The sequence below is a fragment of the Allobosea sp. 117 genome (assembly GCF_000702305.1).
In the GTDB taxonomy this organism is placed as follows: Bacteria; Pseudomonadota; Alphaproteobacteria; order Rhizobiales; family Xanthobacteraceae; genus Ancylobacter.
In genome coordinates this window covers 218,957-232,209 of the sequence record NZ_JNLC01000015.1, presented here as the reverse complement: position 1 = coordinate 232,209, position 13,253 = coordinate 218,957, and the positions used below count along the sequence as shown (strand labels likewise).

Here is a 13,253-nt window from a genome sequence, read left to right as displayed (position 1 = left end):
TCCGCGAAAATATCGCACGCGGCCGGGGCTGCACAACACCGGGATGCGTAGGATCGCCGGCGCGAAGACGAGCGAGGAGCCCGCCGCTCACGCCGCCGGGCGGCGGCCCCACGGGCCGAAGCGCCCTTCCGGCCGGGCGGCGCGCAGCATCATCATCTCGCCGATGTTCTCCGGCGAGAGCAGCCCCACCAGCCGGCCGCCGGCATCCAGCGCGCCGAGCACTGGCGCCCGCGAGGCGGTGAGCGTGCGCAGCGCGCCATCCAGCGGCGAGCGCGCCGGCACAGTCGGGATATCGGCCTGCATCGCGTCGATGACGGAGGATTCCGGCCCGCTCGCCTGCAGCGCGCGGATCATCGCGTCACGGGTGAGCACGCCGCGCAGATGGCCGGCGCCGTCGACGATGGGGAATTCCTTCTGGGTGGTGCGGATCAGCGCCTCGGCGGCGTCGCCCACGCTCGACTGCGGGCCCAGTGTCTCGAATTTCGTGATCATCGCGTCCTGCACCAGCACGCCGCGCGCCGCCTGCGTCATCTGCGCGTGGCCGGCCTCGCCGCCGGCGGCGAGGAAGACGAAGACCGCGATGATGATCAGCATCGGATTGCCGAAGATGCCGAGGAAGCCGAGGCCGATGGCGAGCGCCTGTCCGATCGAGGCGGCGGTCTGGGTGGCCTGCGCATGGCCCATCCGCATGGCGAGCAGCGCGCGCAGCACCCGCCCGCCATCCATCGGGAAGGCGGGGATGAGGTTGAACACCACGAGGAAGATGTTGGCGCCGGCGAGCTTCGCCAGCAGCCCGACCTGCGGGTTCTCGATGTCCTGCAGGTGCTCGACGCCGGTGGTGCCGCCGAGGATGGCGATCAGCACCAGCGCGATGACGACGTTCACCGCCGGCCCGGCGATGGCGACGACGAGCTCCTCGGAGGGCTTCTCGGGGATGCGCTCCAGGCTCGCTATGCCGCCGAACGGCCAGAGCGTCACCTCCGGCGTCTTCACGCCATAGCGGCGCGCCGCGAAGATATGGCCGAACTCGTGCAGCAGCACGCAGAGGAACAACAGCGCCACGAAGGCGACGCCTTCCCACGCCGCGCCGGCGCCGCCCTGCTGGTAATAGGCCGCCCAGATCCAGATGAGGAACAATAGGAAGGTGACGTGGATGCGGACCGCCGTCCCATAGACGTAACCGACGGTGAGCGACCAGGGCATGAGCGACCTCTCGGCAGGGTGGGCGGGAAGAGTAGTCGATTGCGCGGCGGCCCGACATAGGGGCGGGCGCGTATCTCGCCGAGTTCCCCTGCAGGGAACCGCGATCGCGAGGGAACCCCGTCCGCCGGCGGCGGTTGCCCTTCGCGAGGGCGCGCGGGACCACGAAGGGCCGCTTGCGCGCGACACAGCCGAGGAGACCGCTATGGACACCATACGCACGGCCGAGACCGACCGGGTCTGGGAGATGATGGACGACATCCGCGTCTGCATGCTGGTGACGCGCGAGGGCGAGACGCTGCGCGGGCGGCCGATGCACGCTCATCCCTCGCCCGAGGAGGGCTGCGTCTGGTTCCTCTCGGATCGGCGCGGCCACAAGGACGAGGAACTGCAGCGCGACCCGCAGGCGGCGCTCACCTTCGCGCATCCGGGCCGCAACAACTTCCTGTCGGTCTCCGGCGAGGCCGAGGTCTTGCACGATCGCGCCAAGATCGCCGAGCTGTGGAGCGACATGGACAAAGCCTATTGGCCGGCCGGCAAGGACGATCCCAACATCTGCGTGGTGCGCTTCCTGCCCGAGCGCGCGGAATATTGGGACGGCCCGGCGAGCTCGATCGTGGTGGCGCTCAGGATGGCGGCCGCACGGCTGCGCGGCACCACCGCCGATCTCGGCGAGAACCGGAAGGTGCCGCTGGACTGACGGGACGGCGAACCTTGCCGGACTACCTGCCCGACCCGCCCGGCCTGCCGTAAGCTTCGGCCAGGGAGATGGCGCGCATCGGGGGCGTCGGCGTGATCGATATCCGTCCACTCGCGCCGGCCGACATGCCGGCTCTCGAACGGCTGTTCGGCACCACCCGCGGCACCGCGGGATGCTGGTGCATGTGGTACATCATCTCGGTGAAGGAGTTCCACGCCGGTGGCGCGGCGGCGAATGCCGCGAAATTCCGCGCACTGGCGGCGGTTTCGCCCCTGCCGATGGGCCTGCTGGCGTGGATCGATGGCGAGCCGGCCGGCTGGGCGGCCGCCGGGCCGCGCTCGCGCTATGCCCGCGCGGTGAACACGCCGACGCTGAAGGCCGCCGCCCCGGCCGAGCACGATGCCGTCTGGCTGGTGCCTTGCTTCTATGTGCGCGCCGACCGGCGGCGCGGCGGCATCGCGCGCGCCCTGCTCGAGGCGGCCGTGGATGCCGCGCGGACGGCTGGAGCGGTGGCCATCGAGGGTTTCCCGACCGCCGGCACCAGGCTCGGCTCGACCGACCGGCATGTCGGCACGGAGGTGCTGTTCCGCTCCTGCGGCTTCACGCCGGTGGACCGGCCCTCGTCGAACCGCGTCGTGATGCGAAGGGAGCTGGGCGCCGCGCGGTGACGGCGCCGCTCAGCCGATCTTGCGGTCGCGGCTCGCCAGGGTGCGCAGGCGCAGCGCGTTCAGCTTGATGAAGCCGGCGGCGTCGCGGTGGTCATAGGCGACCGCGCCTTCCTCGAAGGTGACGAGGTCCTGATTGTAGAGCGAATAGGGCGAGGAGCGGCCGACCACCTCGACATTGCCCTTGTAGAGCTTGAGCCGCACCTGCCCGGTGACGAATTCCTGGCTCTTGTCGATGAGGGCCTGCAGCATCTCGCGCTCCGGCGAGAACCAGAAGCCATAATAGATCAGCTCCGCATAGCGGGGCATGATGTCGTCCTTCAGATGCGCGGCGCCGCGGTCGAGCGTGATGCTCTCGATGCCGCGATGCGCCTGCAGCAGGATGGTGCCGCCGGGGGTCTCATAAACACCCCGCGACTTCATGCCGACGAAGCGGTTCTCGACGAGATCGAGCCGGCCGATGCCGTTGGCCTTGCCAAGCTCGTTGAGCTTGGTCAGCAGGCTCGCCGGGGAGAGCTTCACGCCATCGATGGCGACCGCGTCGCCCTTCTCGAAATCGACGGTGATGTAGGTCGCCTTGTCCGGCGCCGCCTCCGGCGAGATGGTGCGCTGATAGACATATTCGGGGGCTTCCTCGGCCGGGTCCTCCAGCACCTTGCCCTCGGAAGAGGAGTGCAGCAGGTTCGCGTCGACCGAGAAGGGTGCCTCGCCGCGCTTGTCCTTGGCGATCGGGATCTGGTGGTTCTCGGCGAATTCCAGCAACCGGGTGCGGGAGGTGAGGTCCCATTCGCGCCAGGGGGCGATCACCTTGATCTCCGGCTCCAGCGCGTAATAGCTGAGCTCGAAGCGCACCTGGTCATTGCCCTTGCCGGTCGCGCCATGCGCCACCGCGTCGGCGCCCACCTTGCGGGCGATCTCGATCTGCTTCTTGGCGATCAGCGGGCGAGCGATCGAAGTGCCGAGCAGATACAGCCCCTCATAGAGCGCGTTGGCCCGGAACATCGGGAACACGTATTCGGAGACGAACTCCTCGCGCACGTCCTCGATGAAGATGTGCTCGGGCTTGATGCCCAGCAGCTCCGCCTTCTTGCGCGCCGGTTCCAGCTCCTCGCCCTGGCCGAGATCGGCGGTGAAGGTCACCACCTCGCAGCCATAGGTGGTCTGCAGCCATTTGAGGATCACCGAGGTGTCGAGACCGCCCGAATAGGCGAGGACCACGCGCTTGACGTCAGCCATGTCGAAGGATTCCGCGAGAAGAGAAGCAAGGGCTTGAAAGCGCACGGACTATAGGCAGGCGCGCGCGCCGCGCAAGTATGCAGAAACCCGTCGGCCTCTCAGGGCGCCGGCGGCTGTGGCGCGGATGGCGGGGCGGGAGGCGGCAGCGCGGAAGCGGTGGGAGCCGGCGGCAGCGCGGGTTGCGGCGCGGGCCAGACCGGCTTCCAGAAGCCGGCGCTCCAGCCGGCGACCGCCCAATAGGCGAGACCGCCCGCCAGCCCGGCCGCGAGGATGTAGAGGTCGCCGTCGAACAGCAGCGTGTCGCCGGCGTCCGGCGTGAAGAGCTGCGCGCCGACGAAGGCGGAGATCGCCCCGTTCGCCGTGTGGTAGAGCCAGGCGCGGATGGCGAAGGCCTCGGCGAACAATATGCCGATGGTGGCGACCAGCCACATGGTCGTCACCAGCGCGGCGAGCGCCAGCGAGGCCATGAGCAGCGCCTCCATGACGGCGAACAGCTCCATCTCGGTGACGTTGGAGAGCAACTCGCCGAGCTGCCAGTAGCCGACCACGACCACCACCATGGTCGCCAGCATGCCGGCGATATAGCCGAGCGGCACCACGAGGAAGCGCAGCAGCAGGCGCAGCAGCGCGTCCATGTCAGGCCGCCTTGTCCGGCGGCGTGTGGCACACCGCCTCGATGTTGTGGCCGTCGGGGTCGAGCACGAAGGCCCCATAATAGTTCGGGTGATAATGCGTACGCACACCCGGCGGACCGTTGTCGCGCGCCCCGGCCGCAATCGCGGCGGCGTAGAAGGCGTCGACCATGGCCCGGCTGTCGGCGGCGAAGGCCACGTGCACATGCCCGGTCGGCACGCCGCCGGTGCCGATCCAGAAGAACGGCTTGAAGCCGGCGCCGAAGCCGGCATGGGCGGTGCCGCCGGTCTCCTCCGGCGAGACCTCCATCACCACGGAAAGTCCGAGCGGGGCGAGGGCGGCGCGATAGAAGGCGAGCGAGCGCGCGAAATCGGCGACGGTGAAGCCGATATGGTCGAGCCCCGCCGCCATGCGCCTATTCCGCCGCAGCCATGGCGCGCAGCGCCAGCCGTTCGCGGGCGGAGAGCTTCTCGGTCTCGCTCTTGAGCTGGCCGCAGGCGGCGAGGATGTCGCGCCCGCGCGGCGTGCGCACCGGGCTCGAATAGCCGGCGCGGAACACGATGTCGGAGAAGGTCTCGATGGTCTCCCAGTCCGAGCACTCGTATTTCGTGCCCGGCCACGGGTTGAACGGGATCAGGTTGATCTTGGCCGGGATGCCGGCGAGCAGCTTCACCAGCGCCTTGGCGTCAGCCGGCGAGTCATTCACGCCCTTGAGCATCACATATTCGAAGGTGATGCGCTTGGCGTTGGAGGCGGCCGGATAGGAGCGGCAGGCGTCCAGCAGCTCCTTCAGCGGGTATTTCTTGTTGATCGGCACCAGCACGTCGCGCAACTCGTCGCGCACCGCGTGCAGCGAGATGGCGAGCATCGGGCCGACCTCGCGCCCCAATTTCTCGATCTCCGGCACCACGCCGGAGGTGGAGACGGTGATGCGGCGCTTGCCGATGCCGAGGCCTTCGCCGTCAGCGAGGATTTCGATGGCCTGCGCCACCGATTCATAGGCGTAGAGCGGCTCGCCCATGCCCATGAAGACGATGTTGGTGACCAGCCGGTCGCCCTCGGTTGGAAGACCCGGGCCGACCGCGCGCTCCTGCCCGGGATAGTCGCCGAGCCGGTCGCGCGCCACCATCACCTGCGCGACGATCTCCGCGCCGGTGAGGTTACGCACCAGGCGCTGGGTGCCGGTGTGGCAGAAGGAGCAGTTCAGCGTGCAGCCGACCTGCGAGGAGACGCACAGCGTGCCGCGGTCGCTCTCCGGGATGTAGACCATCTCGACGTCGTGCGGCTTGTCGCCGGCGATGTCGGGGGCTAAGCGCAGCAGCCATTTGCGGGTGCCGTCCTCGGAGACCTGCTCGACCACCACTTCCGGCCGGGCGAGGGTGAAATGCTCGGCGAGCTTGCCGCGCAATCCCTTGCCGACATTGGTCATCTCGTCGAAGGAGGTGACGCCGCGCAGATAGATCCAGTGCCAGAGCTGGGCGACGCGCATGCGCCGCTCGCGCTCGGGCAGGCCGATCTCGGCCAGCGCCTCGGCGAGGCCGGCGCGGCTGAGCCCGGCGAGCGAGCGCCGCGTATCGGTGGCAATGAACGGAGCGGCCGGCGCGCCGGCCGGCACGGTGTCGATGAGCGTGGTCATGGTGTCGATGAGTTGAGATCGCCCGCCTCATAGCACAAGGCGGCGGACGAGGCGAATTGTGCGCCCCTCCGCTCAGTAGAGGCCGGGTATCAGCCGCGAGGTGCGGGCGCGATAGGCGTCGTATTCGGCGCCGAAGGTCTCGCGCAGCAGCGCCTCCTCCGCATTGATGCGGGCGATCAGCGGCGGGATCAGCAGCAAGGCGAGGATGACGCCGGCGGTCGAGCGGAACACCAGCGCCCAGCCGAGCGAGCAGATCAGCAGCCCGGCATAGCTCGGATGGCGGATCACGCCGTAGATGCCGTCTGTCACCAGCGTGTGGCCGGGCTGGATCGCCACCAGCCCGCTGAAGCGGTTGCCGAGCACATAGACCGGCCAGAGCCGAAGCGCCCCGCCGGCGGCGAACAGGGCGACGCCGAGCCAGCGCACGCCGGCGCTGCCGAAGGTCCAGACGTCGAGCCGGTCCATATAGGCCGGCAGCCAGGCGGCGAGGAAGCCGAGCACCCCGAACACCGGCAGCACCCAGCGGTTGCCGCGGTCCTCGCGCTCGCCGGGGCTGAGATTGCCGCCGCTGAACAGCGCCGCCAGTGTCAGGGCGAACAGCACAAAAGCGGCCGCCGTCCGTGCCGGATCGGCGAAGAAGGGGCCGAGCCCGCCCCAGCCGAGCACGGCGAGGCCGAGATAGACGAGCGTACCCGCCACGGAGAGAAGGACGAGCTTCGGCGCCTGCACAACCTGCGTCATCGCGAGGCCCTCATCCGGCGTGCCGCGTCCCTTACGAGCGCGCGTGCGGGGAAGCCGGCGCTGCGCCCGGCTACCGATGTGCGCGCGCGGCTTGATGCGATTGAGTTGAGGTCGGCAGTCTCGTCATGCAAGGCCGGCGGACGAGGCACATACAGATGTCGATAGCAAGATTGCCAGCCTAGGGCGGCGGCACCAAGATACCCTATCGACTAGGATCACATTTGGGGGTGCCTAATGGAATGCGAGGTTGAATCATCCGGCGAATGGCAGCGCATCCCGCTTTCGGAAGCGCTTCTGTTACGCACTAGGCGGCATGTCTTTCGATGCGTCGAATGCCACGGTCATGTGCGGCCTCACAAAGAAGCCGTGAATGGTGCTCGCGCGCATTTTGAGCACAAACAAAGGCACCCAGGTTGCTCCTTGGGTGACTGCTTTAATGGAACGCGATCACAACATCCGAGCCCAGCGGAGTGATAGCGGTCACTTCAGCGGCACATAGATGTCGATGACGAGGTCGTCCTGCGGCGTGGTGCGCGGATCGCTGCGGTATTCCTCGATGTAGCTGTCCTGTGCCTCGAGGTCCTTGGCGTCGAGCAGGTTGGCGATCTGCTCATAGGTCGGGTCCATGGCGTCGTAGGAGCCGCGATGTGTGAAGCGCAGCGCCTTGCCGGCGGGGGAAGCGGCGAATTCGAAGGCGGTGGTCGGCTTCTCGGTGGTGGCGCCTGAGAAGGGCAGCGCCACCTCGAAGTCGAAGCCGGCGTCGTCGGTCGAGGTATAGACGACGAGCGGCGAGCCGATCGGCTTCAGCTTCAGGCGCACCAGCTCGGCGTCGACCTCCTTCACCGCCGCGACGATGGAAGCGAAGCCTTCCTCCCAGCTCGACTGGCCGCGCTTCAGCAGCACCGGCAGCGGCTTCAGCTCGACCTGCTCGCCGAAGCCGTCGGTGCGGTCGAGCGGATTGACGGTGAGGTCGGGCGCGGCGGGCGCCGGCTGGACCGACTGGGTGCCGACGCCCTTCGGGTCGACCACCGGCGGCGGTGTGAGCTGGCCGTCGGGGTTGGCCGGCGCGGCCGGGGGATCAGCGGGCGTGGCCGGCGCGGCGCCGGCATCCGGGGCGGGCGTCTGTGCGTGCAGGGTGGCCGGCGACAGCAGGCCGGCACCGCAGGCGAGCGCCATGGCAAGGGCGGCCCCGCGCAGCGCGGCGCGGTCGAAAGGCAGGAATCGGATCATGATGTCACCGGCAGGCGCCAACGCAGCTTCGCTTCTAGCACTGTCCTTAGCGCCCCGCGATGGCAGATATGTGCCCATCGCGCGGAGCCCGCCGCGGCTTTTTCACCCCCGGCGCGGGGAGCGCCTCCGCGCGAAGTCGGCACCTGCGGGACGCCGCCGCAAGCCGGCGCTGGCGTTCGGCGGGCGCTTCGCCATATAAGGGCGGCCAACCCCTTTTTCCGTCCGGGCTCGCGAAACCCATGGCCGCGCTGGCAGACCGACCCTTCGTCAAGATGAACGGCCTCGGCAACGAGATCGTCGTTCTTGACCTGCGCGACGCGCCGGTGCCGGTGCCGGCCGAGGAGGCGCGCGCGCTGGCGCGCCCAGACGTGCTGCCGTTCGACCAGATCATGGCGCTCTATCCGCCGCGCGCGGCGGGCACCGACGCCTTCGTGCGCATCATCAACGCCGACGGCTCGGAGGCCGGGGCCTGCGGCAACGGCACGCGCTGCATCGCGCTCTACGAGGCCGGGCGAACGGGGCGCGACCGCCTGCTGTTCGAGAGCGTCGCCGGCCTGCTCGACTGCCGCATCGTGCCGGAGGGCGTGACCGCCGACATGGGCGTGCCGCGCTTCGGCTGGCAGGACATCCCGCTCGCCGAGCCCTTCGCCGACACCCGGGCCATCGAATTGCAGATCGGCCCGATCGACGCGCCAGTGCTGCATTCGCCCTCGGTGGTGAATGTCGGCAACCCGCACGCCATCTTCTGGGTCGACGACGTCGAGGCGCATGATCTCGGCCGCTTCGGCCCGCTGCTGGAGAACCACCCGATCTTCCCCGAGCGCGCCAATATCTCGCTGGCGCAGCTCGTGGCGCCCGATCACCTCAAGCTAAAGGTGTGGGAGCGCGGCGCCGGCCTCACCCGTGCCTGCGGCTCGGCCGCCTGCGCCGCCGCCGTCTCCGCCGCCCGCACCCGCCGCACGGGGCGGAATGTCCGCGTGACGCTGCCGGGCGGCGACCTGCTGATCGAGTGGCGCGCCTCGGACGACCACATATTGATGACCGGCCCGGCGGCGTTCGAGTTCGAGGGGCGGCTCACCCCCGCCATGCTCGACGCCGCCGCCAGCGCCGCCTGACGCCGTCATGTCGATCGAGCTCGTCACCTTCGGCTGCCGCCTCAACACGCTCGAATCCGAGGCGGTGAAGAACGCCGCCGCCGGCGCAGGGCTGGAGCGCACGGTGATCGTCAACACCTGCGCGGTCACCGCCGAGGCGGTGCGGCAGGCGCGCCAGACCATCCGCCGGCTCAAGCGCGAGGACCCGGAGCGGCGCATCGTCGTCACCGGCTGTGCGGCGCAGACCGAGCCCGGCACCTTCGCCGACATGGACGAGGTCGAGCGGGTCGTCGGCAATGCCGAGAAGGCGCGCCCCGAGACCTGGGCGGCGGCGCGCGCGGCCTTCGATTTCGGCCTCGGCGGCGAGGAGAAGGCGGTCGTCGGCGACATCATGAGCGTGCGCGAGACGGCGCTGCACCTGATCGACGGCATCGAGGGGCGCACCCGCGCCTTCGTGCAGGTGCAGAATGGCTGCGACCATCGCTGCACCTTCTGCATCATCCCCTATGGCCGCGGGAACTCCCGCTCGGTGCCGATGGGCGAGGTGGTGGGCCAGGTGCGCCGCCTGGTCGAGAACGGCTATGCCGAGGTGGTGCTGACCGGCGTCGACCTCACCTCCTACGGCGCCGGCCTGCCGGGCGAGGCGAAGCTCGGCACGCTGGTGCGCACGCTGCTGCGCCACGTGCCGGAACTTCGGCGCCTGCGCCTCTCCTCCATCGATTCCGTCGAGGCGGACCCCGATCTCATCGCCGCCATCGCCGAGGAGGAGCGGCTGATGCCGCATCTGCACCTGTCGCTGCAGGCCGGCGACGACCTCATCCTGAAACGCATGAAGCGCCGGCACTCGCGGGCCGATGCCATCGCCTTCTGCCGGGAGATGCGGCGGCTGCGCCCCGACATCGTGTTCGGCGCCGACATCATCGCCGGCTTCCCGACCGAGACCGAGGCTCATTTCCGCAATTCGCTCGCCCTCGTCGACGAATGCGGGCTCACCTCGCTGCACGTCTTCCCCTTCTCGCCCCGGCGCGGCACGCCGGCCGCGCGCATGCCGCAGCTCGACCGCGAGACGGTGAAGGAGCGGGCGCGGCGGCTGCGCGAGAAGGGGGCGCAGGCGTTCCAGCGCCACCTCGCCGCCGAGATAGGGCGCCGCCGGCAGGTGCTGGCGGAGACCGAGGGGCTGGGGCGCACCGAGGGCTTCACGCCGGTGCGGCTCGCCCGTCCGCTCGCCCCCGGCGCCATCGGCGAGATGCGCATCGCCGGGCATGACGGCACGCGGCTGATCGCGGCGTGACAGGGAAACGCGATGAGCGAGACTGACGAGACAGCGGCGCGCCCCGGCTTCTGGAAGCGCCTGACGCAGGGCCTGACGCGCACCGCGTCCAGCCTGTCGACCGGCATCACCGACCTGTTCACCAAGCGCAAGCTCGACGCCACCACCGTCGAGGACCTCGAGGACGTGCTGATCCGCGCCGATCTCGGGGTGGAGACGAGCGCGCGCATCGCCGAGGCGGTGGCCAAGGGGCGCTACGACAAGGCGATCGAGCCCGACGAGGTGCGCGCGCTGGTGGCCGGCGAGATCGAGACGGTGTTGAAGCCGGTCGCGCATCCGCTGGTGTTCGACCCGACCGTGAAGCCCTTCGTTCTGCTGATGGTCGGGGTCAACGGCTCGGGCAAGACGACGACCATCGGCAAGATCGCCGCCAAGCTCCGCGCCGAGGGCAAGAAGGTCGTGCTCGCCGCCGGCGACACCTTCCGCGCCGCCGCCATAGAGCAGCTCAAAGTGTGGGCGGAGCGCACCGGCGCGGCGATCATCGCCCGCGAGCCGGGCGCGGACGCCGCCGGCGTCGCCTTTGACGGGCTGGCGCGGGCCAAGGCGGACGGCGCCGACGTGCTGATCGTCGACACCGCCGGGCGGCTGCAGAACCGCGCCGAGCTGATGGCGGAGCTGGAGAAGGTGGTGCGGGTGCTGAAGAAGCAGGAGCCCACCGCGCCGCATGCGGTGGTGCTGGTGCTCGACGCCACGGTCGGCCAGAACGCGCTCTCCCAGGTCGAGGCGTTCCGGCGGGTGGCCGGCGTCACCGGCCTCGTCATGACCAAGCTCGACGGCACCGCGCGCGGCGGCATCCTCGTCGCCATCGCGGCCAAGCACGGCCTGCCGGTGCATCTCATCGGCGTCGGCGAGGGGGTCGACGACCTGCAGCCCTTCGCGGCGCGCGATTTCGCCCGCGCCATCGTCGGGCTGGAAAACTAGACCTCCGGGCGCGCGCGCGCCGCGCGCCGCCATCATCCTGCCGTCTCAACCGGCCAGAACGCGACGTCAGGGACCGAGAACCGCGATGACCGACAACGCACAGAGCGCCAGCACCGCGCGCCGCATGCATCCGCTCTTGAAGTTCGCGCTGGAGATGGGCCCGCTCATCGTCTTCTTCGTCGCGAATGGCCGCGCCGGCATCTATGTCGCGACCGGGGCCTTCATGGTCGCCACCTTCGCGGCGCTGGCGGTGATGTGGATCATCGCCCGCAAGATCGCGGTGATGCCGCTGATCTCGGCCGGCGTGGTGCTGGTTTTCGGCACGCTCACCATCGTCCTGCAGGACGACCACTTCATCAAGATGAAGCCGACCATCGTGAACGCGCTGTTCGGCGTCGCGCTGCTCGGCGGGCTCGCCTTCAACAGGCCGCTGATGCCCTATGTGCTGGGCGACGTGTTCCAGCTCACCGGCGAGGGCTGGCGGCAGCTCACCATACGCTGGGGCGTGTTCTTCATTGTCATGGCGGTGCTGAACGAGATCATCTGGCGCACCGTGTCGACCGACACATGGGTGGCGTTCAAGACCTTCGGCTATCTGCCGCTCACCTTCGTCTTCGCCATCGCGCAGGCGCCCCTCCTCGCCCGCCATGCCGTCGAGCCGGCGCCGGACGCCAATCCGGCGGAGTGAGGGACGGGGACCGTCTCCCTCCGCCCAGGATGACGTCGTTTCAGGTCGGGAACCCGCCGACCCTCACGGGCAGGGATTGCCGACCTTCTGGTGCACGGCGTCGATCTGCGCCTCGATCTCCGGGGTGATGGTGACCTGCACCGCCGCGATGTCGGCCTTGAGCTGCGCCAATGTGGTGGCGCCGATGATCGCCGAGGTCATGAACGGCCGCGACAGGCAGAAGGCGATGGCCATCTGCGCGGGGTCGAGCGCGAAATCCCGCGCGACGGCGAGATAGGCGTCGATCGCCTGCTCGGCACCCGGGGTCTGGTAGCGCTGGCCGCGGTCGAACAGCGTCGAGCGGGCGCCGGGCGGGCGGGCGCCCTTCTGGTACTTGCCGGAAAGATAGCCTTGGGCCAGCGGCGAATAGGCGAGCAGGCCGACATCCTCGCGCATGGCGACCTCGGCGAGGTTCACCTCAAAGGTGCGGTTGAGGAGGTTGTAGGAATTCTGGATCGAGGCGACGCGCGGCAGGCCGCGCGTGTCGGACTCGGCGAGGAAGCGCATGGTGCCCCAGGCGCTCTCGTTGGAGATGCCGATGTGGCGGACCTTGCCCTCCTTCACCAGCTCGCCGAAGGCCTCCAGCGTCTCGGCGATCGGCACCTCGTCGCCCGACGGCGTCTTCCAGCGGGTCGGGTTGCTGCCCCAGAGCGCCACCGGGCGGCCGGGGAAGTGAAGCTGGTAGAGGTCGATATATTCGGTGCCGAGGCGCTTCAGGCTGCCCTCGACCGCCTCGCGGATCTGGGCGCGGGTGGGGCGCGCCTGCGCGCCGTCGGCGCGAAGCCAGGTCATCTCGTTGCGCCCGGCCACCTTGGTGGCGAGCACGACGCGCTCGCGATTGCCGCGCGCCTTCAGCCAGGAGCCGATGATGCGCTCGGTCGAGCCCTGCGTCTCGGGCTTCGGCGGCACGGAATAGATCTCCGCCGTGTCGATGAAATTGACGCCGTGGTCGAGTGCGTAGTCGAGCTGGGCATGGCCCTCGGCCTCGGTGTTCTGCTGGCCGTAGGTCATGGTGCCGAGGCAGATGGCGCTGACCTCAAGGCCGGTGCGGCCGAGCGGGCGAAACTGCATGGGGGAATCCGGGATGGTTCGGGCGGGAGGCCGCTTGATACGCCCTGGACCGCGCCGGGGGCAAGGGCA

14 protein-coding genes are annotated in these 13,253 nt (G+C 69.6%); 6 read left to right on the top strand and 8 right to left on the bottom strand.

What is annotated here, in order from left to right; all coding sequences use genetic code 11:
* Nucleotides 1-87: 87 nt before the first annotated feature.
* Nucleotides 88-1,203: a site-2 protease family protein gene (locus U742_RS0116055; RefSeq protein ID WP_029354816.1), complete on the bottom strand. Its 1,116-nt coding sequence runs from the start codon at nucleotides 1,201-1,203 to the stop codon at nucleotides 88-90.
* Between the two features lie 202 nt (nucleotides 1,204-1,405).
* Here U742_RS0116055 and U742_RS0116050 point away from each other — a divergent pair, with 202 nt between their 5' ends.
* Both U742_RS0116050 and U742_RS0116040 read left to right on the top strand, forming a co-directional pair.
* Nucleotides 1,406-1,900 carry a pyridoxamine 5'-phosphate oxidase family protein gene (locus U742_RS0116050; RefSeq protein WP_029354814.1) on the top strand — a complete coding sequence of 165 codons (495 nt, stop codon included), beginning with the start codon at nucleotides 1,406-1,408 and terminating at the stop codon, nucleotides 1,898-1,900.
* A 68-nt stretch (nucleotides 1,901-1,968) separates the two neighbouring features.
* Nucleotides 1,969-2,568, top strand: coding sequence for a GNAT family N-acetyltransferase (locus U742_RS0116040; protein WP_051661240.1), 600 nt, complete (start codon nucleotides 1,969-1,971; stop codon nucleotides 2,566-2,568).
* Between the two features lie 9 nt (nucleotides 2,569-2,577).
* On the opposite strand, the gene U742_RS0116035 is transcribed toward U742_RS0116040, so the two are convergent.
* The 6 genes from U742_RS0116035 to U742_RS0116010 form a co-directional block, all read right to left on the bottom strand.
* On the bottom strand, nucleotides 2,578-3,801 hold the full coding sequence (locus U742_RS0116035; protein ID WP_029354810.1) for an argininosuccinate synthase: 1,224 nt from the start codon (nucleotides 3,799-3,801) through the stop codon (nucleotides 2,578-2,580).
* A 98-nt stretch (nucleotides 3,802-3,899) separates the two neighbouring features.
* Entirely contained in the window at nucleotides 3,900-4,436 is a 537-nt protein-coding gene (locus U742_RS0116030) for a hypothetical protein (RefSeq protein WP_029354807.1), read from the bottom strand.
* A gap of 1 nt (nucleotide 4,437) precedes the next feature.
* Entirely contained in the window at nucleotides 4,438-4,845 is a 408-nt protein-coding gene (locus tag U742_RS0116025; RefSeq protein WP_029354805.1) for a VOC family protein, read from the bottom strand.
* A gap of 4 nt (nucleotides 4,846-4,849) precedes the next feature.
* A complete protein-coding gene (gene rlmN / locus U742_RS0116020) occupies nucleotides 4,850-6,070 on the bottom strand; it encodes a dual-specificity RNA methyltransferase RlmN (RefSeq protein ID WP_029354803.1) in 1,221 nt (406 codons plus the stop codon).
* Between the two features lie 72 nt (nucleotides 6,071-6,142).
* Nucleotides 6,143-6,811 carry a methyltransferase family protein gene (locus U742_RS0116015; RefSeq protein WP_029354801.1) on the bottom strand — a complete coding sequence of 223 codons (669 nt, stop codon included), beginning with the start codon at nucleotides 6,809-6,811 and terminating at the stop codon, nucleotides 6,143-6,145.
* A 480-nt stretch (nucleotides 6,812-7,291) separates the two neighbouring features.
* The gene (locus U742_RS0116010) at nucleotides 7,292-8,041 is read right to left on the bottom strand and encodes a GyrI-like domain-containing protein (RefSeq protein ID WP_029354799.1); all 750 of its coding nucleotides are present in this window, start codon (nucleotides 8,039-8,041) and stop codon (nucleotides 7,292-7,294) included.
* A gap of 239 nt (nucleotides 8,042-8,280) precedes the next feature.
* On the opposite strand from U742_RS0116010, the gene dapF reads away from it, so the two are divergent.
* From dapF to U742_RS0115990, 4 genes are all read left to right on the top strand, one after another.
* Nucleotides 8,281-9,156, top strand: a complete 876-nt coding sequence (gene dapF / locus U742_RS0116005; RefSeq protein WP_029354797.1) for a diaminopimelate epimerase — start codon at nucleotides 8,281-8,283, stop codon at nucleotides 9,154-9,156.
* A 7-nt stretch (nucleotides 9,157-9,163) separates the two neighbouring features.
* Nucleotides 9,164-10,426, top strand: coding sequence for a tRNA (N(6)-L-threonylcarbamoyladenosine(37)-C(2))-methylthiotransferase MtaB (gene mtaB, locus U742_RS0116000; RefSeq protein ID WP_029354795.1), 1,263 nt, complete (start codon nucleotides 9,164-9,166; stop codon nucleotides 10,424-10,426).
* Between the two features lie 12 nt (nucleotides 10,427-10,438).
* Nucleotides 10,439-11,386, top strand: coding sequence for a signal recognition particle-docking protein FtsY (ftsY, locus tag U742_RS0115995; protein WP_029354793.1), 948 nt, complete (start codon nucleotides 10,439-10,441; stop codon nucleotides 11,384-11,386).
* Between the two features lie 85 nt (nucleotides 11,387-11,471).
* Nucleotides 11,472-12,074 carry a septation protein A gene (locus tag U742_RS0115990; protein WP_029354791.1) on the top strand — a complete coding sequence of 201 codons (603 nt, stop codon included), beginning with the start codon at nucleotides 11,472-11,474 and terminating at the stop codon, nucleotides 12,072-12,074.
* A 63-nt stretch (nucleotides 12,075-12,137) separates the two neighbouring features.
* On the opposite strand, the gene U742_RS0115985 is transcribed toward U742_RS0115990, so the two are convergent.
* Nucleotides 12,138-13,184 carry an aldo/keto reductase gene (locus U742_RS0115985; RefSeq protein WP_029354789.1) on the bottom strand — a complete coding sequence of 349 codons (1,047 nt, stop codon included), beginning with the start codon at nucleotides 13,182-13,184 and terminating at the stop codon, nucleotides 12,138-12,140.
* Nucleotides 13,185-13,253: the final 69 nt, after the last annotated feature.